This is a genomic window from Pseudomonadota bacterium (genome assembly GCA_039033415.1).
Classification (GTDB): domain Bacteria; phylum Pseudomonadota; class Gammaproteobacteria; order Xanthomonadales; family SZUA-38; genus JANQOZ01.
In genome coordinates this window covers 34,956-59,056 of the sequence record JBCCCR010000024.1, presented here as the reverse complement: position 1 = coordinate 59,056, position 24,101 = coordinate 34,956, and the positions used below count along the sequence as shown (strand labels likewise).

Genomic DNA, 24,101 nt, shown 5'->3' with positions numbered 1-24,101 from the left:
CGCTCGCCGGTGGGATTACAACGCCTTGGTGATGGAGGTGACGTTGTCGCGCCGGATGGGCACGTGCAGTGCGGTCTGAGGTCGAGCGACAAAGTACCCCTGGAGCATGTCGATGCCGCTGCCCTTGAGGGCGCCCGCCTCGCGGGCTGACTCGACGCATTCTGCTACCGTGCGTTTACCCAGCGCGTGGGCGATTTTCGCGATCGCCGCCAGCACCGCGGCGTTGATCGGGTCTTGGCTCATCGACTTCATATAGCTGCCGTCCACCTTGAGGTAGTCGACGTCGAGACGCTTGAGGTGGGTGAAGGAGGCAAAGCCGGTGCCGAAGTCGTCCAGCCCGATCCGACAGCCCATGGCCTTCAGCTGCGCCACCACCTCAACCGTGCGAGACAGATTGGAAATCGCCCGCGACTCGGTCAATTCAAACGTGAGCAGGTTGGCGTCCAGCACATGCTCGGACAGGCGGGAAGCAATGTACGGGACACAGTCTTCGTCGAGCAAAAACTGCTCGGACAGATTGATTGATAGACGAACGAGCCTGCCTTGCTGCGAGAGCTGAGCGAGCTGGGCAAACGCGTTGTCGATCACCCACCGATCGATGTCGACCATCATGTTGAAGCGTTCAGCGGTGGGCAAAAAGGCCTCCGGCGAGATCATGTTGCCTTCGGAGTCGCGCAGCCGCAGCAGCACCTCATAGCTGGCGACCGACCCGGTCAGCGCCGGATTGTTCTCCTGCCACAGCCGCCCTTCTTCGCTGGGCAGCGCGTCGAAATCCACCGCGCTGGCGTCCAGCATCGGCTGGAACCGCAGCTCGAATTCATCTTCGGTCAGCGCCTTGCGCAGGCGCGCTGACCAGCCGAGCTCAAGGTCCATGGCCGCCTTCTGGTCAGCGTCAGCTGAGAAGACATGCACCTGGTTGCGCCCGCCGTTTTTGGCCACGTGGCAAGCGATATCCGCGTTGGCCATCACCTCCGACAGCGAGGGCGTCGAGGCGTCCATCAGCGCTACGCCGACGGTTGCGCTGATCGAATACTGTTTGCCGGCGTAGTGAAAAGGCATCTCCGCCAGCGACCGCCGGAAGTTGTCCGCCGCGGAGTAAATGCTGTCAGCACGGACGTTGCGCAGGATCACCGCGTACTCATCACCGCCCATACGCGCCAGCGAGTCGGTGGCCCGCAGCCGTTCGGTGAGCCGCTCGGCGACCTCAATCAGCAGCTGATCGCCGGCGGAATGGCCCGCGGTGTCGTTGATGTACTTGAAGCGGTCCAGATCGACAAACAACAGTGCGCTGACGCCGTCGACCCGGCGCAGGCGGTTCAGCTCCTGCTCAAGCTCATGTTCGAAATGCGACCGGTTGTGCAGCTTGGTCAAATCATCGTGGGTCGCCTGCCAGCGCAGCTCTTCTTCCAGCTGCTTGCGGGCTGACACGTCGCGGAATGCCACCACGGATCCTTTTCGTCGCCCACCGATCTCCAGCGGAAATACGGTGCACTCCACCGGGATCGCGCGACCCTGGCGCGACCAGAACGTCGTCTGCCAGCCGGTGATCTGGTTGCCGGTGCGGTAACACTGGCTCAGGAAACACGACTCCCGGGCCATCTTTTCACCGTCCTCGAAGCGGTTGTGAAACCCTTCGTAGGCGCTGCGTCCGACGAGCTCGTCCTCCGCCTCAAACTGCAGGATGTCGCGTGCGGCCGGATTGATGAACTGGATAAAACCGCGCTCGTCGACGCCGTAGACGCCGTCACCCACCGAGTGCAGGATGCCTTCCAGCTGCCGCTTTTCGCGGTCGATGGATTTACGGTCGATGATGTTGCGGGCCAGCGAACCGATCCGGGCCAGGAACAGCTCGCGCGCCTCGGACTTGAAGATGCACTCGCTGGCGCCCGCGGCCAGCGCCTCGTTGATCACCGTGTCCGAATAGGTCCCGGTGATCACGGCCGTCACAATGTGGGCCGTATTGGGATCCGCGCGCAGCTTGCGGACCAGCGCGACCCCGTTCTGAGCCGGCATGAAATAGTCGACGATCGCCAGATCAAAAGGCTCGCGCAGCGCCATCCGGTACCCCTCCAGCGCGCTCGAGGCGGTGCTCACCAGAAAGCCGTATTTCATCAGCATCCGCCGGAATGCAACCCGCACAGTCGGCGAGTCGTCGACGAACAGCACGCGCAGGTGGTGTTCCGCCAGGAGATCCAGATAATTGACCTGCTGCGGCCGGTAGGGCTCCAGCAGCTTCTTCATCGCGTCAGGGATTTCGGCGCAGTCGCTCCACAGCAGGAGCGCCGAGCGGCGCCGCTGCTTGAGCCATGCGACCGCCATGGAAGCCATCTCATCAGCCACCACCAGCACCACCCGTTGGAGGTGCCTGGAATCCGCCAGAGCGTTGAAGAAAGACTGAGAGGCGGCGTCAGCGCCATTTGGCCATCCCACAACCAGACCGTCGATCGGCGGCCCGCCTCTCGCGGCGGTCGCCAACGCGATCAGTGCTTCCTGGAACGTCTCGCAGGTAGCAACGTGATAACCGGCCTGCTGTAACCGGCTGATGACCCCTTTCTTCTGTTCTGCGGATGGGTTGACGAGTAAAACATGCTTCACCGGGCGTCCCACCGACGACAGATTGACCTTATATCATAGCGTAGCAGCCGCATCTGCACAGGGCGGGTTGACCGGCGCCGAGGTTGGACCGACGAAAGGAAAAGGTCAAAATGCGTCGGCGCAACGAATTTGGCCACTCATTGGTCCAACAAGACATCGAAAAAAAGCCAACTTTTGCGACCGCTGTAGATGATCTGACGGTACGGCGGGCTCAACGAGGTGATACGGACGCAATGGCAGCGATTTATCAGCTATTTGCCAAACCCTGTTACAACGTGGCCTATCGGATGGCCGGTAGCGCCGCCGTGGCCGAAGACATCGTGCACGACACTTTCGTGAAGGTGATCAGCAAAATCCACCGTTATCGGGGCCCAGCGCCCCTGTGGGCCTGGGTTCGCCAGATCACCTTCAATACCACCATCAACCACCTGAATCGGCGCAAATGGCACGTCCCGATGGATACGGCGGAGCAGATCGAAAACACCTGGGCGGACGCCGGCGCGGAGGTGAGGCCAGCGGCCACACATGACGCCGAGAAGCTCCTGGCACAGCTTTCGCCGCAGGCCCGAGCCGTGGTCCTGATGCATGACCTCGAGGGCATGACCCACCGGGAGATCGCCGCCGCCTTCGATCAGACCGAGAGTTTCTCCAAATCGGTGCTCTTTCGGGCCCGCAAGCAGCTCAAGGCGCTGCTTTCGGTCGACCCGGCGCCCGATCAATCCCCCATAGAACCGACCAACCAGCAAGACTTCGAACCATGAGTACATCAGAAGAACCCCGCATCCAGCAGTGGCTGCACAGCCTGCCCGAACGCGAACCGCCCGCGCACCTATGGCCGCGCATCGTCGAAAGCGCGCTGCATCGACAGCAGCGACGCGCTGCGCGCAACGGCTGGCTGGCCGCTGGTGCCGTCGCGGCGGCGCTGGTCATGGCCCTGAGCCTGGGCATTGTGCTGGGTCAGCGAAGCGCCGTGCCGCCGGTTGAGGTAGCGTCGGTCAGTGCTCCGGAGCTGCTGGCGCTGATGGAGCGCACCGAACAACTCGAGCGGGCCCTGAGGGAGCAGCGCAGTGAGTTTGCCCGCCTGGCCAGCACGCAGCAGCAGCTGGTCCGGACGCAGCAAGCCCAGCTGATTGTGCTCGATCAGGCTCTGGCCCAGGCCTACGCCCGCAACGAGCCGGAAGAGACGCTGGCCCGGCTGTGGCAGCGGCGAGTTGACCTGATGGCAAATCTTGTGAGCATCTACGACACAACGCCCGGGGCCGGCAGCGTATGAGTGCCCAGCGCCCAGCAGCCGTTGCCCTCACGCTTGCCGCGATACTGAGCTGGCCGAGCATCCTTCCGGCCCAGAGCGGCGGCGGTGACCCCCGCAACGAGCGAATCAACCAGGCGATCCGCACCATGCTGATCTCCCTGGCACAGGACCCGCTGTTCGACGGCGAAGACCTGGATGTGGTCTTCAGCCAGCAGCCGGAAGCGCTGATCAATCTGGGCGTGATCTACGGCGATACCCGCAGCTCCGACATCGATTCGCTGGGCCTGCCCGTGGTGGCGGTGACGCCCGGCAGCACGGCCGCCGCTATGGGGCTGCGGGCCGGTGATCGGATTGTGTCCATGAACACCGAACCGTTGCTCGGCCTCGGCCAGGATGACAAAGGGGTCTCGCGAGCGGTTGATCGGGTTTCCAACATGCTTCAGCAGATCCCGGCCAACGACCCCGTGACCCTGATCGTCGCCCGCGGCAACCGTCGCGAAACGCTGACCGCGCCGCTGCAGAAATGGCAGCTGCCGCGGGTTGAACTCGCGCTTTCGATGCCTGAGGACGATGGGCCACCGGAAGACCTGATCCTGGGCGCACCGCCCGGATCGGATGATGACCGCTCTCCCTGCGGCACGCTGTCGCTGTATGACCCCCCGCCGCACGAGTTCAATCTCTATCCGGCCTACCTCATGGGGATCAACGTTAATAACAGCGGCGGCATCATGCGCGGCTTTCAATACCTGCCGCCGGGTGAATACGAGCTGCTGGTCAGTGACCTGATTCCCAGCCGTGAGCTTCGGATCAAGCACACCCGGTTTGCCAAGCGCCGCCAGGCGCGCCAGATGACGTTGGAGGTGGCGGACGGCATGGTCTACCACGTCGCCGCCAAGCTCCTTCACGAGCGCAAGCAGCAGGCGGAACATGACGAGTACTGGGAGCCGGTGGTCTGGCGCTCAGAGCCAGGGCACTGCAAAGGCAAGCCGGTCGCTCGCTAGGCCCGTCCTCAACACAAAAATCATCGGTCGCGGCGAGGGTTGCGCGAGAGAACGTGTTATGAAATACTTGCTTACTCAAATATTACACAAGCATAACTCAATCACATGTCACATTTAACTTCTGCCGCCAGCCTGCTCATGAGCCTGACCGAGGCGGGCAATCGCGTCAGCCGCAGGCTCGACCACACGCTGGCCATTCATGGGATTAGCTTTACCGAGTTCCGGGTGCTGCACCACCTGGCGCAAGCGCCCGGTGAAACCATGCGACGGGTGGATCTCGCGGAGACCGTTGGGCTAACGGCTTCCGGCGTGACCCGCCTGCTCAACCCCATGGAGAAGATCCACCTGGTCGAGAAGGAGCGAAACCCTCGGGACGCTCGGGTCAGCCTCGTACGTCTATCGGCGGCGGGCAAAGAAATCTACGGGGACGCGCTGGCGAGCTTTTGTCAGCGGGCACAGGACCTGGCGGTTGGCCTGCCCGGCGAACGGATGGCCGAGCTCGGTGAGCAGCTCAACAGCCTGGCCTAGGGATTCAACCTAGTGCGCTGTCCCGCAAGTTACTTGCGGGACAGCGCACTAGTTGGCGCAATAAAAATGCTCGAGTTCTTCTCGTTTTCCCGACACTCAACGGAGTGCACCCATACCCTGCCCTGGGTTCGCTGCTGAACCCAGGGCTCCAGGTAGTCGTAAAACTCCCGAGCACTGCCCTCGGTACCCACGTCGTCGAACACCACCAGCCGACAGCCGCCGGCAGCCTCGAGCGACCGAAGTTGCTCAAGGAGCGGGTCGTCAGCGTCCACCAGCACGGTATGGTCGAAATGGTCTTCGAGCCACTGGCGCGGCTCCTTCAGGTCGCCGTAATCCATGACAAAACCATGGCGATCGCGCTGCTCACAAGCGAACCACACCTCAAAGCTGCGGCTGTAGCCGTGGAGCAGCGAGCAGTGGCCCTCATGGCGCCATTTGCGGTGCGCGCACGGATAGCCTCGAAAATTCTTGGACGAACGGTACACGCGTCAGCCCGTCTCAGCTCGGGCCTGGATCCGATCGAGCGCGCGATCGATACGCCCCAGGGAGCGATCCTGGCCGAGCAGCGCCAGCACTTGATCATTGCCCGGCGCCGCACCGCGGCCAGTGAGCGCCAGGCGCAGCGGCTGCCCCACCTTGCCAAAGCCAACACCGAGATCGTCGACCACAAGCTGGAGCTGCGTCTGGAGGGCCTCGGGAGTCCAGTCCTCGTGCTGTGCCAGCTGCTGTCTGACCCGCTTGAGCGGCTCGAGGGCCGCCGCCTTGAACTGTTTGGCTTCAGCCTTTTCTTCATACCGGGCGGGTTCAACAAACAGAAAGTCTGCCTGCTGCGCCATTTCCTGAAGCGTTGCCGCACGCTCGCGTAAGAGCCCGGCAACGGCAGCGGGCGGCGGGCCGCTCGCCAGCTCGTAGCCAGCCGCCTCCAGAATTGGCGCGAGGCGGGCGCCAAGAGACTCGAGCTCAGAGTCGATCTGGTACTGCTGGTTGAGCCAGCGCAACTTGTCGGTGTTGAAGCTGGCCGGTGCCCGGTTTACGTCCTTCAGATCAAACAGGGTGATCATCTCCTCCAGCGAAAACAGCTCCTGATCGCCGTGTGACCAGCCCAGCCGGACCAGGTAATTGAGCAAGGCTTCCGGCAGATAACCCTCATCGCGATAGGCCAGCACGCTCACCGCCCCGTGACGCTTGGACAGGCGCGAGCCGTCCGAGCCCAGAATCATCGGCAGGTGAGCAAAGACAGGCGGCTCCGCGCCCATCGCCCGGTACATATTGATCTGGCGGGGGGTGTTGTTGACATGATCGTCACCGCGCACCACGTGGCTGATCTGCATATCCAGATCGTCGACAACCACGGTCAGGTTGTAGGTCGGGCTACCGTCGCTGCGGGCGATGATCAGGTCGTCCAGCTCCTCATTGGAAACCTCGATCCGGCCCTTCACCGCGTCGTGCCAGCTAACGCTGCCGGTGAGGGGGTTACGGAAACGAATCACCGGCTTGACGCCGGCCGGGGGGGTGCCGGTGAAATCCCGATACGTCCCGTCATAGCGAGGCTTCAACCCAGCCGACTCCTGCGCGGCCCGCATTGCTTCGAGCTGCTCGGGACTGCAGTAGCAGCGATAGGCGTGGCCCTCCGTCAGCAGCCTCTCGATGACCTCTCGATAGCGATCGTTCCGTCTGGATTGAAAGATCGGCGCTTCATCCGACTCAAGGCCCAGCCAGGCCATGCCATCGAGAATACTGGCAACCGATTCCTGCGTGGAGCGTTCACGGTCTGTGTCCTCGATGCGCAGCACAAACTCGCCGCCATGGCGGCGGGCGTACAGGTAGCAGAACAGCGCCGTGCGGGCGCCACCCACATGAAGAAAGCCGGTGGGGCTGGGGGCAAATCGGGTACGGACAGTCAACGCTCTTTCTCACCACAATCGGGGCGCCGAATGATACCAGACCGGGCATAATAGGTAGGGTCTGTATTCCCTTGCAGGACCATGGCCAGCAGCCCAGCCGACACCCACCGCCCAGGGGCGGAAACGATTTATTGGCACGACTACGAAACCTTCGGCATCAGCCCCCAAAAGGATCGGCCGGTGCAGTTCGCGGGGCGGCGCACCAATCTTGAGCTGAACGACGTCGGTGAGCCGCTGATGGTGCTGTGCCGCCAGACGGAAGACTACCTGCCCCACCCCATGGCGGCCCTGGTCACCGGCCTGACGCCGCAGCAGGCGGCAGGGGGGCTTATCGAGGCGGACTTTGCCCGGCTGATCCATGACGAGCTGGCGGCCCCGGGCACCTGCGGGTGTGGCTACAACAGCATCCGTTTCGACGATGAGTTCACGCGCTACCTGCTTTTTCGCAACTTTTACGATCCCTATCAGCGCGAGTACCGCGACGGCAACTCGCGCTGGGATCTGATCGACGTGGTCCGACTCTGCTACGCGCTGCGGCCCGACGGGATCAGCTGGCCACGCAAAGACTCCGGCGACCCGAGCTTTCGTCTCGAAGATCTGACGGCCGCCAATCACATCGAACACAGTGACGCACACGACGCGCTTGCTGACGTTGATGCGACAATCGCGCTCGCCCGGCTGCTGCGCTCGCGCCAGCCGAAGCTGTTCGACTACGCTTTCCAGCAGCGAAGAAAGCGCGAAGTGCTGGCCCGGCTGACTCAGCACCAGCCAATCCTGCACGTGTCGGCACGCTATCCCGCCCGGCGCGGATGCCTGGCGGTGGTTCTGCCGGTCGGTCCGCACCCGAGCAACCCCAACGCGATGCTGGCGGTGGACCTGGCGCAGTCGCCAAACGATTTGCTTTCGCTGGACCCCGATGCCATCGCTGACCGGGTGTTCACACCCAGCCGGGACCTGCCGGACGGCGTCGAACGCATCGGCGTTAAGGCGATCGCCGTGAATCGCGCGCCGGTGCTGGCGCCGCTGGGAGTCCTCAACGGAGTCGATCAGGCGCGGATCGAGCTCGACCTTACGCGTTGCCTGCACCACAGCGAGCAGGTGCTCGCCGCCCTGCCCGAGGTCGCCCGAAAGCTGCAGCAGGTCTTCGGCGCCGGCGCGGATTTTGCTCCGATCGACGAAGCCGACTGGTCGCTCTACAGCGGCGGCTTTGCTTCGGCTCACGACCGGAAGCTGGCCCAGGCAGTGCGGCAGAGCGAGCCCAAAGCCCTGGGTGAGATGGGTGATGCGTTTGACGACCCGAGGTACGCGGATCTGCTGTTGATGTATCGCGCCCGCAACTGGCCACAGACGCTGTCGCCGGTGGAGGCCGAACGCTGGCATGCTCATTGTCGAGATCGACTGCTGCGGGGCCAGCCCACCGAGGCCGAACAATTTACGGCCGCGCTGACGGAGGCACGACAGTCACCCTCAGCGGTCGATCAGCAGCCGGTCCTGGACGCCCTGGAAGACTATGGAAGGCAGCTGCTATCGGCCTTCGAACGAGAGTCAGGAGCGACCGCGGACACTACAATCGACTGAGGGCTGTGGGAACCTCGCTACCGGCAAACCGCTACTGGCGTTCGTGGAGACGAATGTCGGTCAGCACACCGCCGGTCACCGTGAGCACCCGGGTCAGTCGGCCGCGGCCAGGTTTATAAACCCACTGCTCAGTGACCAGATCGCTGCTGTCGCGGGCGGCCAGCAGTCGATCGCCCCGGGTCACGGCAGCCACGTCGGTGAGCCGGGTCAACGCGACCACGTCGCGGTATGCGGGCTGGCCGCACTTTTCGATCAGCTGGAAGGCCTGCTGGCCCACTCTCACGATGTCTCGGCCGCAGCGCATGCTGTTTTGCTGGACACCGAGAAACTCAGCCGCAACCACCGGTTGAGCCAGAAACAGCGCCGCCGCGGCGCTAGTGCAATAAGAAAGCGCTCGATTCATGAGTCTATTATGCCCACGGTTTGTCTAAACAAGCTGAACAGACTCGCAGTCCCGCGTCCAGCTGGCGAAGACCACAACCGGGTGCTGGCCAGCCCGTTCGGCTCCTAAAGAACTCAAAGAAATTGCGCTAACAACATGTTTTTAAGACGAAACTATGGGATAATCAGACGTCGGCCGGAGGAATTTTTGTAAAGAAATGGAAACTTTCCCGTAACCGGCACTACCAGCAGGAAAACTGTCGATAGAATCGGGCGACGTCAAAAAGCCCCTGAGCCCTAAGAAGCGCTGAATGCAAAAAGACGCGACACCCCAGGCTGACGAACGCCGGCGCCACCCAAGGCTGCCCGTTCGACACGCCGCCTCTCTGGACGTGCCCGACCACGGGCAGGTTCATATTGTGATCGAGGACTATTGCCCTGGGGGGTTGTTTGCATCGCTGATGGATCAGGGTTCCGTGGCCGAACATCCGGACGCCCGCAACGTTCGCCAGGGCGACAAGCTGGGTTTCAGCATCGTCGTAGACGATACGTCAGTCAGCGTGCAGACCGAGGTTACCGTCGCGCGAGTGGGCGCCCTGGGTTTCGGTCTCGCTTTTGGCAGGGACGAAACCGAGCTGGCCCGAGCCCTGGGTGTCGTCGCCCAGAAGCAGGGGTTCGACGTCCCGGAAGATCGAGGATCATCACCACAGGCCGCGTCCGGACCGGCGGCTGAGGCACTGGAACAGGCCGCGCTGAAGTTTGTCGATGAGGCCCTTCCGGAGCTTCTTGAGGCGGCGAAAGACGAGCTGCTCGGAGCTGCGGGCAGCGCGGCCAGCGACGTCAGCCAGGCCCCGTTTTTTGAGGCAATGAGTCTCCTGCGGCGGCAGGGCCATGAGATCACCGCCGAATTTCGCCGGCTGCTCAAAGACCACCTCCGCAGCTTTGAGGAACTTTCCAAGCCCGGCACCGGCATGGGCCAGCGCCCCGAGTCGGGCGAGCTTTCGCTGGTCGATGAAGAAGAATTTGAAGCGTGGCTGTCCATCTCCGAGGTGGTCGCCAGCGTTGAGAATCGGAACCATGAGGCGCTTCACAGCCTGGAAGCCCGGCTTACGGAATTGATCGGGCGCCGGGTGGATTCCCGCAATAATCCGCTGGCTCCGGCCGCTTTCTGCCACCACTTTGCGGCGGCAATCGACCGGCTGGATATCGGCCACACGCCGTCTCAGGTGCTGTGGCGAAGCTTCGGCAAGAAGCTCAATGAAACCGTTGGGCCGTTCTATGACGAAGCCAATCAGCAGTTAATCGACGCCGGCATTTTGCCTCGGCTGGTGTTTACGCCGGTGCGTCCGCGCCGGGCAGCCCCACCAGGCGGTGGGGGCGGCGCCCCGGCGGCCGGGGACGTTGCACCGCAGGTGGCTGAAGCGCTCAACGAGGCGTTCGCGGAACCCGCACCGACGCCCGGCGGCTACGCTCAGGCGCGGCCGTTCGGCGATGAATACCTGGGGACGCCGCCGGCTACGGCCACCAACAGCGCCAAGATTATCGACCTGCAGCGCTTGCTGCGCGACCGCGCCGCCGCCGAGCAAAGTCCCGAGGCCAGCGCCAAACCCCAGCTCAATCTGGCGGAGCTGCAGCAGGCCCTGATGCGCCTGCAGCAGAACCGAGACAGCCAGCCCAACCTCTCGCTAGAGCAGCGTCTCGCCAAGGCGCTCCAGAGCGAATACGGCGAGGACGCACCTCAGGTTGCGCCCCAGCACACCAGCGCCGTGGAGCTGGCGCAGCAGCTCCTGTCGTCGATTTCCAACGACTCGGTTGTCGATCCGCGCGCCAAGGAATGGATTTCCCAGCTGGAGGTTCAGCTTCTGAAAATGCTGCTCCAGCAGCAGGATCTGGTCAGCGACCAGAGCCATCCCGCCCGGAAGGTGCTCGACCATCTCGGTCAGACGATTATCGGCAGCACCCGCGAACTCAGCGGCCGGGAGCAGCAGCTGATCGGGAAGATCGACGAGATCGTCAATCGCCTCAGCGGTCTGGAAGACCCCAACCGCGAAGCGTTTGCGGCTGCCGCCACAGAGCTGGAGCAGCTGCTAAAGCGCCAGCACCGGTTGCGCTCGGCCCAGCTCAAACGCGTGCTGGAAGCGGCTGACGGTCAGCAGAAGCTGGGCAAAGCCCGGGAAGCGGTCACCGAAGCGCTGCGCCAGGAATTCGGCAATCGAGAGGTCCCCACCCAGGTCAATGATCTGCTGGGTATGGGCTGGCGAAACCTGCTCGACGTCGCCGCGGTTCGCTCCGGCACCCGAGGCCAGGAGTGGGACCGGCTTTATCAGGTCGTGAAAGACCTCGACTCACGCCTGTCGCCCGACCACGACGACTCGGATGAAGACATGCAGCGCAGTGAGGCGCTGCTCCAGAAAATTCGCAACCGGCTCGATCACGTCAGCGCCGACGCAAGTGACCGCGACAAGCTGCTTGGTGCCCTCGGCGAGATGTTGCCGGGCCTCGGGGAAACGCCGCGCCCAGAGCCGGAGACCGCCCCGATTCAAACGGCACAGACCGGTACCGGCGAAGAGGCTGGCGAGCAAGCCGATTCGGCTGATCTTGAACAGCAGCCGCCGGCGGGTGACGGTGTCGAAGCGGCCGAGTCCGCGGACGCGGAAGCGCCTGCAGACCCCGACAAGGAACACTGGCTGGGCCTGGCTAAGCTGCTGGACAAAGGCAGCTGGGTGCTCTACCCCGGACCTGACGGTGAAACGCAGCCGATCAAGCTGGCCTGGATCAGCGACGACCGGCAGCGCTACGTGTTCGTCAACCGCAACGGCCAGAAAGCGCTCGAAATCGGGCCGACCGAACTGGCGGAGAAGTTTCGCGAAAAACAGGCCGACCTGATCGACCAGCCTGACCAGCCGCTGATGGACCGATCGTGGCACGGCATGGTGCAGAACATGCACGACCAGATCGCCCATCAGGCGACCCACGATCAGCTGACCGAGTGCCTGAATCGCCGCGAGTTTGAACGCCGGATCCGCCTGAAGCTGGGTGAAAGCAAGCTGATGCATACCCAGCACATTCTGCTCCAGATCGAGGTAGATCAATTTAAGGTCGTCAACAGCACCGCCGGCCACGATGCGGGCGACCAGCTGCTCCAGGACCTCGCCCGCGTCATGCGCAAGCAGATCCCGGAGGATGCCGAAATCGCCCGGCTCGGCGGCGACACGTTCGCCGTGCTGCTGCCGCGCTTCGAGCTGGCACCGGGCCATGAAGCCGCAGAAAAGCTGCGCCGCGCGATCAACGAACACCGCACCCGCTGGAAGCGCCGCAAGCTCAAGGCGACCGCCAGCATAGGCCTGGTGACCGTTGGACGAAATACCGAGTCGGTGTCCCAGGTGCTCAACCAGATGGAGATTGCGGCCGGGGCCGCGAAGGAAGCCGGCCGCGACCGGATCAAGAGCTATCAGATCGACGACCAGGAGCTGAGCCAACGCGACCAGGCCATGCAGTGGGTCACGGAGCTGGAAAACGCGCTGGACCAGGACCGCATGGAGCTTTACGGCCAGCGGATTGTGCCTCTGGAGAATCCCGAAAACGACAAAGATCACTTCGAGGTGCTTTGCCGGATGCGGGCGGAGGACGGCAGCCTGGTCGGCCCGGAGAAGTTTATTCCTCCGGCGGAAGCCTACGGCAGGATCCATTACCTCGACGAGTGGGTCTTTCGGGCGGCCTTCAACGCCCTCAACGCCAGCCCGGTGAAAGACCGGATCGCGCGCCTGTCGATCAATCTTTCAGGTAAAACCTTTGGCCGGCCCCGGTTCCTGACGTTTATTCAGAACCTGTTCGAAGAAACCGGCATCGAACCATCGAAGATCTGCTTCGAGATCACCGAAACGGCGGCGATCAGTAACCTGGCTCGCTGTACGGACTTCCTGCGGGAGCTGCGCTATCTGGGCTGCCGGTTTTCGCTGGACGACTTTGGCACGGGCCTGTCGTCCTTCAGCTATCTCAAGCACCTGCCGGTGGATTACCTCAAGATCGACGGTTCGTTCATCCGGGACATATCGAGCAGCGCCGCGGACTACGGCCTCGTCAAGACTATCAACGAAATCGGCCATTTTCTGGGTAAGGAGACGGTGGCGGAGTTCGTGGAAAACGAAGAGGTGCTCAACCACCTGCGGGAGATTGGCCTCGACTTTGCCCAGGGTTTCGGCATCGAACGCCCCCGCCCCCTCCAGGAAATCCTCAAGCTCTAGTCTTGCTTGTCGCCGGCTCGGACGGCGCTTAAGCCCGCCCCACTAAAACTCCAAATCAAGGGACGCGCAGAGGTAGTCCATCAGACTTGCCGACTGCTCACAGCGACGTTGGAGGACCGTCAGGAATGAGCTGCTGATCGCCTGGGCTTCGGACAGCGACGCGGAGACGACAAAGTCTTTGCGCCGAAGATCGTCAGCCAGCGGATGATCCGCGTCATATCCCCGCGGGGTTCGTTTCAGCTGTTCACCACCCCAGCTAAAGGTTCTCTTGAACGTCTTGTTGTCCCGCAGTTTCGTCCAGGCGCCGGGGTTGTTGTGCAGAAAGGTACGGATCTGGTTGATCATCGGTCCCGGTGGACGCCATAGGCCAGCGGCAAAAAACACGTTGCCTGGCTGCACGTGGAGGTAGTAGATCGGCGCCCCGTTCCGGCCCGCCTCGCGATGGGTGAAACGCGCCCCAGCCCACGATTTGTAGGGCGTTTTGTCCTTGGAAAAACGCGTATCCCGGTAGATACGAAACAGCGCGCCGCCGTGAGCTTTTTCGACACCGTGATAATGGTCGCTGACCGTCGCCAGGCGCGGATTGAAGTCTTTGATCAGCTTGAGGAACGGATCTCGCACCTGCTCGTGGTAGCGCTCGCGATTGTCGTCAAACCAGGCCTTGTTGTTGTTGCGCCTGAGCTGATTCAGAAACCGAAACGTGTCCTTCGTGAAGTAGGCCGGCAAAGCGTTCTCCTCGCCCGATCGATTCGCGATCATTGCTCCTCTGCCCTTCAAAGGTCAACTAATTGCCCTGGCGATGGTCTATGCTTGTGTTAACTTCTAGTGTCCTATTTGACAAGAAAAACTAGCCGTTTTGCGGCAAAAAATACTGGGGTCAATCTGTGAGATCAGCCATTTTGCTTGCAGCGAGCGTGCTGCTGTCCGCCTGCAGCGCGCTGGAAACGCTGCGCGGCGGTGAGGACGCCGCGGCGCCGGACGATTCGGTCGCCGTAAACGAATCGACGGTCGACACCCTCCCACCCAGCGTGGTGGAAGAGCTCTACACCGAGATCGACGGGGCGGTTGTTGCGTTTGGCGAAGCGCTGCAGCTGCTGGAATCGGGCAGCAGCGACGCTGCCGAGCGTTTGCTGGACGACTCGCTGGCCGCGCTGGACGACCTTTCGGCGCGGTGCCGAGCGATTGCGGGCTGTGATCTGAACGTTGCGCTGACCGCCTATCAGGAGGTCGCTGCGCTGCAGACACAGGTTTTCCATACAAGCGCTGAGGTGTCGGGTGAAGGCGGCCCGGTGGACGCCGAGCCAGCCCCCGTGAGCGCAAGCCGCGGCACGGTCCAGCTCAACGGCACCGACCTTACCGAACTGATCGCCATGAATCACTACGTGCGGAACGCGCTCAACGGCTGGCTGACCTGGAACCGCCCGCTCCTGATGAGCAGCTATGAAAACTACCAGTATCTGCGCAGCGAGATGGCCCCCGCCTTCGACGCGGCCGGGGTTCCCGAAGCGCTGCTGTTTGGGATCCTCGCGGTGGAGTCCGGCGGCCGGGTCCACTCCTTTTCCCGGGTTGGCGCCGCGGGGCCGCTGCAGTTTATGCGCGCTACCGGCAGCCGGTACGGGCTGAAAACCCGCGGCGAGTTTGACGAGCGTCTCGATCCAGCGCGTGCTGCAAAAGCCAGCGTGGACTACCTCAACGACCAGCTGCGGCAGCTCGACAACAGCCTCGAGAAGGTGCTGGCTGCCTATAACTCAGGCGAGAACCGGCTCAAGCGCCTCAACCGCAAGCTGCGCGGAGCTGACTTCTGGTCGTCAGAGTTCTACTACGCGCTGCCGCGCGATACGCGAGACTACGTGCCGAAAGTGCTCGCGGCGGCCTGGCTCTACCTCCACCCGGAGCGCTTTAACCTGGTGTTTCCCGAGATCGACACAGAGCTGGTTGAACTGACCGTCACCCGAGAAATGGCGCTGGGCGAAATTGCCGTTTGCCTGGGCAACGACGACACCTCCAACGGCTGGTTTCGCACGCTGCGGAATCTCAATCCCCGTATCAAGCCGGAGACGCGCGTGGCCGTCAACGAAACGCTGCAGGTCCCGGCCAACGTTGCTGAGCGCTACCAGCAGTGGTGTGAGAGCGACGAAGATCAGCTGCTGACTCGAGCGCAAGAACTCTATGACGCCACCTACGGTCGCGGAGAAGATATCCTGCCGTACGTGGTGCAGCGAGGCGACACGATGGGCGCCATCGCCCGCCGCCATCGCTGTATGTCCATGCCGGAGATCGCCGCCATGAACAATATACCGTCACCGCGGTACCCGCTGCGCGCTGGCAAAACGATCAAGGTACCGAACTGCTGAAGCGCCAAGGGGCGCAGCCGTTCGCTACTGAATGGGCTGCGCGCTGACCACCTTCAGCTGCATCGTATTGAGCGCGCTGGCGTAGGGCTGAGTGCCGATAGCCACCATGGCCGTCCGGGCGCTTTCCAGCCGCCCTCGAAAGACGCGCTGTTCCTGCCGGACCCGGCCCGCGCTGTCGCGATAGGCCAGCGCCACCGTGACGTTGGTTACCGGCACCTGTGTTCGGTTGCCGATCTCCGCAAAAACCCGTCCGTTGGTGTCTACCCGGGTCTGGACCGCGATGTAGCGCTCCGGACGGCGCGGAAGGTCGAGCATCACCAGGCGGCCGTTGGACTGGCGGCCCGCCGGCGTCTGGGAAGACGCCGCCATCTCGTAATAGCCAATCGCTGTATCCACCTGCCCACGACGCTCCGCGATGAGGCCGAGCGCGTTGGCCGCGTCAGCGGTTGGGAGGAGATTGGCACTGGCTTTCAGGTCGCGCTCAGCGGCGTCCAGCTGGTTGAGCTGGCGGTAGGACTCACCGCGTCCGAGGTAAAACTTGAAGTATTCCGGGTTGCGTTCCAGCGCTGCCGAATATTGCCGCACCGCACTCCGATAATTCTTATCCGCAAAGGCTACATCACCTTTCAGGCCGTAGAAGTGCGCCTCGCGGGGTTCGAGCCGGATCGCCTTTTCCGCCAGCGCCGTGGCCTGAACCGGATTGCCGTCCGCTAACGCCTTGCGGCCATCGTCAAACGCGTCATAGGCCGGCTTCCGCTGCTTCAGGCCGGCGACGGCACGTTGATACTCCTCCCGCCCCACCTTGCCGCCGCGACCGATAGCGTTGGCTGTGGCAATGTTCTTCTCCACGCGTTCCTGGGACGGTGGATGGCTGGCAAACAGGCCGCTGAGAAAATCCGTACGACGACCCTCCGAGAGCCGTACAAACGTCTTCTGCAGCTCGACCGCCCCCTGCGGGTCGTAACCGGCTTCAGCCATGTACTTGATGCCGTATTCGTCCGACTCCAGCTCCGCGCCTCGACCGTATTTCTGGTTGACGAGCTGAGCGGCAATCGACGCTCCACCGACCGCATAGCGACTATAGTCGCTGTCGCGAGAAGCGACCGCGGTGGCCAGCACCGCTCCCTGCAGCAGCATGCCCCGGGACATGGCAAGCGCACCGTGACTCGCGGCCGCATGGACGACCTCATGGCCCAGCACCGCGGCCAGCTCCGCTTCGGTCTGCATTTCCAGCAGCAGCCCGCGATTGATCGCAATCTTGCCGCCGGGCAGCGCCCAAGCGTTGGGCACGCCGTTGTTCAGCACCTCAAACTGGTAGGGCAGATCCCGGTCGCTGTGCGCGGCAACCTTCTGGCCCACCGCCTTGACATAGTTCACCAGGGCTGGATCGGTCACGTAGTCGCCGCCCTGCATCTGGCGACTGGGGCCGTACTGCTGGGAGCCGATCTGCAGCTCCTGGGGTTCGCTGACAATATTGAAATTGCGCTTCCCGGTCACCGGATTCGTGGAACACCCGCCGAGGAGCCCACCCAATAGCAGCAGACCGGTCAGCAGCAGCGTGGGCGAAGCGTAGCTGAACAGATCTCCGCGAGGGTTTCGGTGCATGTTGGATTCTCCCGTCGATTGGTCGCGCCGGCCAATTCCATTACCATGAGGGTCCGGAGCCGCACACGCCAGTCACATCTGATGTGAACGGGCCTATCATAGCAACTGCGCAGCACACGGCCGACTTATCATCGGCCGCTGGGCCTGCGCCTTTTCAGCCTGAAGGGTAAATCAATGAGTGGAATTTTGGATCTGATCACCAACGCGATCGGCGATGACGCGGTGCAGAACTTAGGCAAGCAGCTGGGCGCCAACAAGGACCTGACCGAGAAGGCCATGCAGATGGCGCTGCCGGTCATCCTGGGGCAGCTCAACCGTAACGCGCAGTCGCCGGACCAGGTGGGCGGACTGGCCGCGGCCCTGGATAAGGACCATGATGGTTCGATACTCGACAACCTCGGTGGCTTTCTGTCTCAGAACCCCAGCGACCGGGATAACCGGATGGTCGATCACATCTTCGGTGGCCGCCGTCAGGCGGTTGAAAAGCAGCTCAGCAAAACCTCCGGCCTCGACTCAGGCGCCATGGGCAAGCTGATGGCAAACCTGGGTCCGCTGGTGATGGGGGCGCTGAGCAAGAAGCGACAGCAGGCGCCGACCAACGACGGCCTCGGCGGCCTTGGCGGTCTGACTGACCTCCTCAAACAAGACCGCAACGAGGCCGACAGCCGCAGCAAAGGCTTCAGCATCGTCGACCAGCTCCTCGACGCTGACGGTGACGGCGACGTCGACGCTTCTGATCTGCTCAAGCGCGGCGGCGGCCTGCTGGGCGGCTTATTCGGCCGCTAAAGCCGCAGCAATCCCTGAGCGCCGGCCTGTAGGTCATCAGGTCGGCGCTTACGCTCGTCCCTTCCCAAAACCACTCCAACGGACGCCTTTTCATGACAGCAAGCGACAGCACACCCCAGGTGCATTTCGGCGGCGGTGAGCACGCCGCCATCATCGAAGGCCGCTACGCCAACCGCCACGGGTTGATCGCCGGGGCCACCGGCACCGGAAAAACCGTCACCCTGCAGGTCCTGGCCGAAGGGTTTTCGCGCCTCGGCGTGCCGGTCTTCCTGGCCGACGTCAAGGGGGATCTGAGCGGGCTTGGCGCCGCCGGCAAGGCAAGCTCCGGGGTCACAAAGCGGGTTCAAAAGATCGGCCTGCCCAACCACACGCTCGAACCTTCTCCGGTGGTGTTCTGGGATCTGTTTCAGAAGGATGGCCACCCGCTGCGCACAACCGTCAGCGAGATCGGTCCGGTGCTGCTCGCAAGGCTGCTGGAACTCAACGATACCCAGGAAGGGGTACTGAACGTCGCCTTTTCGGTGGCTGACGACGAGGGGCTGGCACTGCTGGATCTCAAAGATCTTCGCTCGCTGCTGAACTTTGTCGGCGACAACCGGAAGGAGATTTCCCTTCGCTACGGCCACGTCACCACCGCGTCACTAGGCGCCATTGCCCGCCGGCTGCTGACGCTGGAACGGGCCGGCGGCGAAAACTTCTTTGCCGAACCGGCCCTCGAGCTCAGAGACGTGATGACGCGCGATCAGAACGGCCGGGGCATCATCAACGTCCTGGATGCCCGTCAGCTCATCATGAATCCGAAGCTCTACAGCACCTTTCTGCTCTGGCTGCTCGCTGAACTGTTTGAGGAGCTGCCGGAGAAAGGAGACCTGGACAAGCCTGAGCTGGTGTTTTTCTTCGACGAAGCCCACCTGTTGTTCGACGATCCGCCCAAAGCGCTGCTCGATCAGGTTGAACAGGTGGTCCGACTGATCCGCTCCAAAGGGGTGGGCGTGTATTTTGTCACCCAAAATCCTCAGGACGTTCCGGATGATGTGCTCGGACAGCTCGGGAACCGCGTCCAACACGCCCTAAGGGCCTTCACGCCGCGCGATCAGAAGGTTGTGCGCGCCGCCGCCCAGACGTTTGTCCCCAACCCAAACCTGGACACCGAGGCGGTGCTGACCCAGCTCGGTGTGGGTGAAGCCCTGGTGTCCACGCTTCGCGACGGGGGCGTGCCCAGCATGGTGGATCGCTGCCTGATCGCCCCGCCCCACTCACGGATGGGTCCGCTGACCAAAAAGGAGCGCAAGGTCGTTTTTGAAGGGAGCGCGGTCGGCGAAAAATACAACACAACCATCGATCGCGATTCCGCCTTCGAGCGGCTGGCCAAGCGGGCCGAACTGCGTGCTCTCGAGGCAGAAAAGGCGGAAGCCGTCGCCGAGAAAGCGCGCCAGACCAAGAAAACGGGAAAAACGCGCGCCAAACGACGCAGCACACGCCAGTCACCGCTGGAGGCGGCGGTCAAATCCGCTGCGCGCTCCATGGGAACGCAGCTCGGGAGAACGCTGCTACGCGGGATATTGGGGGCGTTTAAGCGGGGCCGCTAGAAAGCGGGCTTAGTGGTTGTGGCACTCGAAGCGAACCAGCTGCTCTTCGCTTCGATTTTCTGACAGCTGTCCCAGGCTCACGATACCGAATCGGCGAAGGTGCACCTCATCGCGATGAACGCGGAGTTCCTCTTCACCGTCGATCTTGAGGTACGTGCCGTTGGTGCTGCGGTCCACCAGCACAAAATACCCTTTGCGGTACTCGATGCTCGCATGGTTCCGCGAAATCCACTCGTCGTCGATAATCAGGTCGTTAGAGCGATCACGCCCCATGGTAAACGGGGGCGAGACGTCCTTGACCTCGATGGTCTTGTCACCAAAACGCACGGTGACTGAGGCCCGCTCTTCGATGTCATCCAGTTTCAGGGCCTGGGACACGGTGGTCACGTTGGAGGTGTCTTCCTGCCACAGCACGTCCACGATCTCGATAGGCATCAGCTTGCCCTTAACGCGGGTCTTGCCGAGGCTGCGTATCTCCAGGCCATGATCCGGAGATACGTCCTGCGCCGTGGTGGCGGTGGTGACAATCTGCTGAGATTTGGCCAGCCCGGCCATCCGCGCCGAGACGTTGACGGCATCACCAAAGACGTCGTCGTTTTCGACCAGCACATCGCCAAAGTGCAGGCCGATGCGCACGGACACGTTATGGCGAACAATATTGAGGTCGTTGGCGACCCGGCGCTGCATGTCGCACGCGGCCAGCACGCCCGCTTCCCCGCTCGGCAGGGTGGACATGATCTCGTCACCGATGGTCTTGATGACCCGCCCACCATGTTTGTGGGTGACCTGAGTCAGGGCTGACAGGGTGGTGGCAATAATCTCGCGGGCCTTGACGTCTCCGTGCTGCTCGAACAGCTGCGTGCTGCGACAGACGTCCGCAAAAAGGATCGTCATCGATTCCTGCTGACTCATACCCTGGTTTCCCTGCCTGTCCAATGGCTTGTTAGCGGCCTATTATCACGTCCAGCAGGCGCTGTGGCAATTGCGCAGCCCGGAGCTGGCGCGGCGCCGGCCCGGCGCAAAAAACGCCCAACCCTCACGCTTCCATCCCCAGGAGACGCCTGGCAGCGGCTCCAATTTGCGCTTCGTCGGGCAGCACCAGTGCCGAGGCGGGCCCCAGCGGCGTAAACGTGTCGGCGCCGCAGACGCGCGCCATCGGCGGGGTTTGGCCGTTGCTCGCGTCCACAATGGCGGCCATCACGCCTTCGGCCAGCGCGCCGCTCTGCCGACCCTCGTCGACGACGAGCACCCGCTCGCAGGCCAACGCCTGCTCCGCGATGGCGGATTCGTTGAGCGGCACCAGCCAACGCAGGTCCATCACCCTCACGGCCAGATCGTGGTCCTCTTTCAGCTCACGAGCCACGCGAAGGCTCATCGGCACGCCGTTGCCGTACGTCACGATGAGCAGATCGGTGGCAAACGGGAAGTAGATCCGCGGCTGACCGAGGCCGAAATAGGTTTCCGGCGAGGGATAATCAAAGAGCCATCCGCCGTCGCCGTCGTCATAGAGGTCGCGGGTCATATAGAGCGCAATCGGTTCGATCATCATGCAGACGCGCCCGCTCGTGACGCCCGCCGCAGCCAGGGTCCGCAGCATCCCGGCCGCATCATCTCCTCGCGACGGACAGGCCACGATCAAGCCCGGAATATCGCGCAGCGCCGTGATGCTCGTGTCGTTGTGAAAATGCCCCCCAAAACCCTTTTGATAGCCCAGCCCGGCGACGCGCACCACCATGGGGTTGGCGAAACGACCGTCGGAAAAAAACTGCAGTGAGCTGGCCTCACCGCGTATCTGGTCACAGGCGTTGTGAAAATAGGCCAGATACTGGATTTCGGGGATGGGCAGGAGCCCGACGTTGCTGTAACCCTGGGCCAGGCCCAGGATGGTTTGCTCATCGAGCAGCGTGTTGAACACGCGCGCCGCGCCGAACCGCTGATGAAGGCCCCGCGTGACGGTGTAAACGCCACCCTTCTGGGCCACGTCCTCCCCGAACACCAGGGCCTGAGGATACTTGGCCAGCAGCTCAGCGAGGCCGCGATTGATGTTGACCGACAGGTTGGCCGGCTTTTCACTTTCCGGCGCCAGATCACCAAAGGCCCGCTGCCGCTCCGCCGCGCCGGCCACGCGGGTCGCCTCGTTTCGCAGCGCGCTAAGATGCGTCGGCGCCAGCGGCGCCATGACCTCCGCCACCGAGTTAAGGCGAGGCCGGTGGTGGGCGCGATCCGCGGCCTCCCGACAACGCTCACGGGCCGCCTCATACCGTTCCAGCAAGGCGTCAACCGCGAGCAGACCCTCGTCCAGGATACGGCGGGCGCTCGTCAATAGCGGGTCGCTGGCCTCAGCGCCGGCCAGCTCCGCTTCGCTGCGGTAATCGATTTCAAAATCGGTCCCCGCGTGCCCCATCAGCCGCACGGTTCGCAGATGCAAAAACACGGGGCGGCGGCGTTCGCGGCAGGTGGCGACGGCGTCGCGTACCTCGTTCCAGGCCTGGGCCAGATCCAGCCCATCGACCCAACGATAGTCGAGCCCATAGCGCTCGGCCATGCTGCGCTGCACCCAGTCTTTGGGTGTGCGCACCGAGATACCGAGCCCGTTGTCTTCACAGACAAAGAGCAGCGGTACCGGAATGGCCTGATGGGCCGCCCAGGCAGCGGCATTCAGGGCGCCCTGCGCGGTGCTGTGGTTGAGACTCGCATCCCCGAAGGTACACAGCGCAATTGAGTCGGCGGGGATCGGTAGCTCTGCATCAATCCGACTACCGTGATCGATCGCCAGCGCCGTGCCAAATGCTTTGGGAAGGTGGCTGGCAATTGTGCTGGTTTGCGGCAGCACCCACAGCGGGCGGCTACCCCAAACCTTGTGCCGGCCGCCCGAGGCCGGATCTTCGGCACTGGCGGCAAACGACAGCGCCGTATCGTAGACCGGATCGATCCCGCCTACGTGCCGACTGCGCTCGATCATCAGGGCCCCGCTGCGGTAGTGCAGGAACGCGGGATCGGTGTGCCGGGTGAGGCGACCGAGCAGCGCGTTGCCCTCGTGGCCAGCGCTGCCGATGGTGTAGAACACCCGGTTTTCCACCCGCAGGCGGCGGGCGAGAAGGTCCAGGTGCCGGCTGAGCAGCTGCGATTCAAAGACCTCAAGAAAAGCCTCGACGGTAACGCCAAGGTCAGCCAGGCTCGAGGCCGGGACCGTGGGCTCGTACTCGGAGGCCAGCTTGGCGAAGCTCGCGTCGATCAGCGCCGCCCGATCGAGTTTCTTGGCGCCCCCGGCCATCAGCTGCGGTTGGCCACGCCGTGTGGCACGTGCCCGGTCGCCACGTGGTTGCTAGCTGAATTGCAGTGTTCGGTCTGGTCGTCAAAGAAGATGTCGGCGCCGAACGCTTTCAGGAATGGCCCTTTGGGTTTGCCGCCCAGGAACAGCGCCTCGTCCAGCCGGATGCCCCAGTCGCGCAGGGTCAGGATCACCCGCTTGTGGGCCGGCGCCGAGCGCGCGGTCACCAGCGCCGTGCGGATCGGGTTGTGCTCCGCTGGAAAAGCGGCCTGGATCCGGTGAATGGCGGACAGCACCGGCTTAAAGGGGCCACCGGACAGCGGCTGGTCGGCGGCAGCTTTTTCGCTCGCCGCAAAAGCCTCCAGACCCTGCTCCTGATAGATACGCTCCGCCGCGTCGTGGAACAGCACGGCGTCACCGTCAAACGCGATGCGTAGCTCCGAGTCGCTGCTCACCGCAACGGTCGACGGCAAAATTGTGGCAGCGGCAAACCCGGCGTTCAGCGCTTCGCGGACGTCGTCGGGGTTGGTCGACAAGAACAAATCTGCGCCGAACGACTCGACGTACGCGAAGGGGCTCGCCCCGTTGGTAAAAGCTGCACGGACGATATCCAGACCGTGGTTTTCGATCGAGTTAAAAATTCGCAGCCCCGTATCACCGCTGTTGCGCGACAACAAAATGACTTCGACCAGGGGCGTGGTCGGCGGGTCGTCTGGATGCGCCTGATTCAGTTCCCGCGATAGCCGGTTCAGGTGCAGCAATTTTTTGACCAGCGGAAACGCGATGCCGGGACGCAGGGAGTCGTCTTCGTGCGCGATCTGAAACTGAGAATAGGCCTCAACCCCTTCACGCTCGAACAGCCGGTGGCTCTCGTCGAGGTCAAAAAGCGCGCGGCTGGAAATCGCTACGACAAACGAGGGTTCCACCGCTGTGCTTGCCGGCGCCTGGGCGGTCAACGGCCGGGGGCCTCGCTTCCGCCTCGACCCCGAATCGTCCGGGTTAGTCGCTGGGGT

Annotated in this window: 18 protein-coding genes; 9 read left to right on the top strand and 9 right to left on the bottom strand. The window is 63.1% G+C overall.

Going from position 1 to position 24,101, the window contains the following annotated elements:
- Nucleotides 1-15: 15 nt before the first annotated feature.
- Nucleotides 16-2,595, bottom strand: coding sequence for an EAL domain-containing protein (locus AAF358_18680; protein ID MEM7707584.1), 2,580 nt, complete (start codon nt 2,593-2,595; stop codon nt 16-18).
- 233 nt (nt 2,596-2,828) lie between these two features.
- Between AAF358_18680 and AAF358_18675 the strand changes: the two genes are divergently transcribed.
- The 4 genes from AAF358_18675 to AAF358_18660 all read left to right on the top strand — a co-directional run bounded on the left by AAF358_18675 (nt 2,829) and on the right by AAF358_18660 (nt 5,376).
- Nucleotides 2,829-3,356 (top strand): RNA polymerase sigma factor, encoded by a 528-nt coding sequence (locus tag AAF358_18675; GenBank protein ID MEM7707583.1) that lies wholly within the window; start codon nt 2,829-2,831, stop codon nt 3,354-3,356.
- The gene (locus AAF358_18670; GenBank protein MEM7707582.1) at nt 3,353-3,868 is read left to right on the top strand and encodes a hypothetical protein; all 516 of its coding nucleotides are present in this window, start codon (nt 3,353-3,355) and stop codon (nt 3,866-3,868) included. Before AAF358_18675 ends, AAF358_18670 begins: the two co-directional genes overlap by 4 nt.
- Nucleotides 3,865-4,848, top strand: coding sequence for a PDZ domain-containing protein (locus tag AAF358_18665; protein ID MEM7707581.1), 984 nt, complete (start codon nt 3,865-3,867; stop codon nt 4,846-4,848). The genes AAF358_18670 and AAF358_18665 overlap by 4 nt, the downstream gene beginning before the upstream one ends.
- A gap of 105 nt (nt 4,849-4,953) precedes the next feature.
- On the top strand, nt 4,954-5,376 hold the full coding sequence (locus tag AAF358_18660) for a MarR family winged helix-turn-helix transcriptional regulator (GenBank protein ID MEM7707580.1): 423 nt from the start codon (nt 4,954-4,956) through the stop codon (nt 5,374-5,376).
- A 29-nt stretch (nt 5,377-5,405) separates the two neighbouring features.
- On the opposite strand, the gene AAF358_18655 is transcribed toward AAF358_18660, so the two are convergent.
- Both AAF358_18655 and gltX read right to left on the bottom strand, forming a co-directional pair.
- Nucleotides 5,406-5,861 carry a 6-carboxytetrahydropterin synthase gene (locus AAF358_18655; GenBank protein ID MEM7707579.1) on the bottom strand — a complete coding sequence of 152 codons (456 nt, stop codon included), beginning with the start codon at nt 5,859-5,861 and terminating at the stop codon, nt 5,406-5,408.
- A gap of 3 nt (nt 5,862-5,864) precedes the next feature.
- Entirely contained in the window at nt 5,865-7,280 is a 1,416-nt protein-coding gene (gene gltX / locus AAF358_18650) for a glutamate--tRNA ligase (protein ID MEM7707578.1), read from the bottom strand.
- A gap of 81 nt (nt 7,281-7,361) precedes the next feature.
- Between gltX and sbcB the strand changes: the two genes are divergently transcribed.
- Nucleotides 7,362-8,858, top strand: coding sequence for an exodeoxyribonuclease I (gene sbcB / locus AAF358_18645; protein MEM7707577.1), 1,497 nt, complete (start codon nt 7,362-7,364; stop codon nt 8,856-8,858).
- A 31-nt stretch (nt 8,859-8,889) separates the two neighbouring features.
- On the opposite strand, the gene AAF358_18640 is transcribed toward sbcB, so the two are convergent.
- Nucleotides 8,890-9,261 carry a DUF2845 domain-containing protein gene (locus tag AAF358_18640; GenBank protein MEM7707576.1) on the bottom strand — a complete coding sequence of 124 codons (372 nt, stop codon included), beginning with the start codon at nt 9,259-9,261 and terminating at the stop codon, nt 8,890-8,892.
- 289 nt (nt 9,262-9,550) lie between these two features.
- On the opposite strand from AAF358_18640, the gene AAF358_18635 reads away from it, so the two are divergent.
- The gene (locus tag AAF358_18635; protein ID MEM7707575.1) at nt 9,551-13,483 is read left to right on the top strand and encodes a DUF1631 family protein; all 3,933 of its coding nucleotides are present in this window, start codon (nt 9,551-9,553) and stop codon (nt 13,481-13,483) included.
- Between the two features lie 42 nt (nt 13,484-13,525).
- Here AAF358_18635 and AAF358_18630 read toward each other — a convergent pair whose 3' ends face one another.
- Nucleotides 13,526-14,242 (bottom strand): TIGR02453 family protein, encoded by a 717-nt coding sequence (locus AAF358_18630; protein ID MEM7707574.1) that lies wholly within the window; start codon nt 14,240-14,242, stop codon nt 13,526-13,528.
- A gap of 125 nt (nt 14,243-14,367) precedes the next feature.
- Between AAF358_18630 and AAF358_18625 the strand changes: the two genes are divergently transcribed.
- Nucleotides 14,368-15,837 (top strand): transglycosylase SLT domain-containing protein, encoded by a 1,470-nt coding sequence (locus AAF358_18625; protein ID MEM7707573.1) that lies wholly within the window; start codon nt 14,368-14,370, stop codon nt 15,835-15,837.
- 24 nt (nt 15,838-15,861) lie between these two features.
- On the opposite strand, the gene AAF358_18620 is transcribed toward AAF358_18625, so the two are convergent.
- On the bottom strand, nt 15,862-17,442 hold the full coding sequence (locus AAF358_18620) for a M48 family metalloprotease (GenBank protein MEM7707572.1): 1,581 nt from the start codon (nt 17,440-17,442) through the stop codon (nt 15,862-15,864).
- Nucleotides 17,443-17,616: 174 nt separating this feature from the next.
- Here AAF358_18620 and AAF358_18615 point away from each other — a divergent pair, with 174 nt between their 5' ends.
- Both AAF358_18615 and AAF358_18610 read left to right on the top strand, forming a co-directional pair.
- Nucleotides 17,617-18,228 carry a DUF937 domain-containing protein gene (locus AAF358_18615; protein MEM7707571.1) on the top strand — a complete coding sequence of 204 codons (612 nt, stop codon included), beginning with the start codon at nt 17,617-17,619 and terminating at the stop codon, nt 18,226-18,228.
- A gap of 92 nt (nt 18,229-18,320) precedes the next feature.
- Nucleotides 18,321-19,817: a helicase HerA-like domain-containing protein gene (locus AAF358_18610; GenBank protein ID MEM7707570.1), complete on the top strand. Its 1,497-nt coding sequence runs from the start codon at nt 18,321-18,323 to the stop codon at nt 19,815-19,817.
- A 9-nt stretch (nt 19,818-19,826) separates the two neighbouring features.
- Here the strand turns inward: AAF358_18610 and AAF358_18605 are convergent, their stop codons facing one another.
- The 3 genes from AAF358_18605 to AAF358_18595 all read right to left on the bottom strand — a co-directional run bounded on the left by AAF358_18605 (nt 19,827) and on the right by AAF358_18595 (nt 24,044).
- Nucleotides 19,827-20,729, bottom strand: coding sequence for an adenylate/guanylate cyclase domain-containing protein (locus tag AAF358_18605; protein MEM7707569.1), 903 nt, complete (start codon nt 20,727-20,729; stop codon nt 19,827-19,829).
- Nucleotides 20,730-20,853: 124 nt separating this feature from the next.
- Complete coding sequence (locus AAF358_18600; protein MEM7707568.1) at nt 20,854-23,091, bottom strand: thiamine pyrophosphate-dependent enzyme; 2,238 nt, start codon at nt 23,089-23,091, stop codon at nt 20,854-20,856.
- Nucleotides 23,091-24,044, bottom strand: coding sequence for a 5'-nucleotidase (locus AAF358_18595; GenBank protein ID MEM7707567.1), 954 nt, complete (start codon nt 24,042-24,044; stop codon nt 23,091-23,093). The genes AAF358_18600 and AAF358_18595 overlap by 1 nt, the downstream gene beginning before the upstream one ends.
- Nucleotides 24,045-24,101: the final 57 nt, after the last annotated feature.

What these genes read in the sequence shown, in the direction of transcription:
- AAF358_18675 (MEM7707583.1), top strand. Translation starts at nt 2,829, where the DNA reads ATGGCAGCGATTTATCAGCTATTTGCCAAACCCTGTTACAACGTGGCC.
- AAF358_18670 (MEM7707582.1), top strand. Translation starts at nt 3,353, where the DNA reads ATGAGTACATCAGAAGAACCCCGCATCCAGCAGTGGCTGCACAGCCTG.
- AAF358_18665 (MEM7707581.1), top strand. Translation starts at nt 3,865, where the DNA reads ATGAGTGCCCAGCGCCCAGCAGCCGTTGCCCTCACGCTTGCCGCGATA.
- AAF358_18660 (MEM7707580.1), top strand. Translation starts at nt 4,954, where the DNA reads ATGTCACATTTAACTTCTGCCGCCAGCCTGCTCATGAGCCTGACCGAG.
- sbcB (MEM7707577.1), top strand. Translation starts at nt 7,362, where the DNA reads ATGGCCAGCAGCCCAGCCGACACCCACCGCCCAGGGGCGGAAACGATT.
- AAF358_18640 (MEM7707576.1), bottom strand. Translation starts at nt 9,261, where the DNA reads ATGAATCGAGCGCTTTCTTATTGCACTAGCGCCGCGGCGGCGCTGTTT.
- AAF358_18635 (MEM7707575.1), top strand. Translation starts at nt 9,551, where the DNA reads ATGCAAAAAGACGCGACACCCCAGGCTGACGAACGCCGGCGCCACCCA.
- AAF358_18630 (MEM7707574.1), bottom strand. Translation starts at nt 14,242, where the DNA reads ATGATCGCGAATCGATCGGGCGAGGAGAACGCTTTGCCGGCCTACTTC.
- AAF358_18620 (MEM7707572.1), bottom strand. Translation starts at nt 17,442, where the DNA reads ATGCACCGAAACCCTCGCGGAGATCTGTTCAGCTACGCTTCGCCCACG.
- AAF358_18615 (MEM7707571.1), top strand. Translation starts at nt 17,617, where the DNA reads ATGAGTGGAATTTTGGATCTGATCACCAACGCGATCGGCGATGACGCG.
- AAF358_18610 (MEM7707570.1), top strand. Translation starts at nt 18,321, where the DNA reads ATGACAGCAAGCGACAGCACACCCCAGGTGCATTTCGGCGGCGGTGAG.
- AAF358_18605 (MEM7707569.1), bottom strand. Translation starts at nt 20,729, where the DNA reads ATGAGTCAGCAGGAATCGATGACGATCCTTTTTGCGGACGTCTGTCGC.
- AAF358_18600 (MEM7707568.1), bottom strand. Translation starts at nt 23,091, where the DNA reads ATGGCCGGGGGCGCCAAGAAACTCGATCGGGCGGCGCTGATCGACGCG.